Origin of the sequence: Mycolicibacter algericus DSM 45454 (assembly GCF_002086455.1) — a bacterium.
GTDB lineage: Bacteria > Actinomycetota > Actinomycetes > Mycobacteriales > Mycobacteriaceae > Mycobacterium > Mycobacterium algericum.
This window is the reverse complement of the sequence record NZ_MVHC01000103.1, coordinates 1-366: the sequence shown is the minus strand read 5'-3', so window position 1 is coordinate 366 and position 366 is coordinate 1. Positions and strand designations below refer to the sequence as shown.

Here is a 366-nt window from a genome sequence, read left to right as displayed (position 1 = left end):
CGTAACCCAGGTGATGGGTCAACTCCGAATTCAGGGCACGCTCGAGCACGGCCTTGGTCAGCTCGTTGAGCAAACCGTCCGCGCCGTCGATCGGGGTCCCCGATTTCACTGCATCGGCGATCAGCGAATCCAGTGTGTCGGCGCTGAACGCCTCCGCCAACCGTCGGGCCGCCGTCTTGTCCTGAGCCGGCGCCTTCGTGGACTTGGTCACAAAACACTCCTTCTGTCCGCCCCAACGGCGATCCGATGATGGACCACCTCGGACTTACACAGATGGAATGACACGCCCCGTAGGGGAACTCGGTGTGGGTCAGGCCGCGAGTGCGGAAGGCGTCGATTTCACGATCCAGGCCAGCGCAGATGCGC

1 pseudogene is annotated in these 366 nt (G+C 63.1%); it reads right to left on the bottom strand.

Annotated elements, in window-relative coordinates:
• Positions 1 to 160 (bottom strand): annotated as a pseudogene (locus tag BST10_RS23490) (IS256 family transposase); the annotation flags it as partial.
• Between the last annotated feature and the right edge of the window lie 206 nt (positions 161 to 366).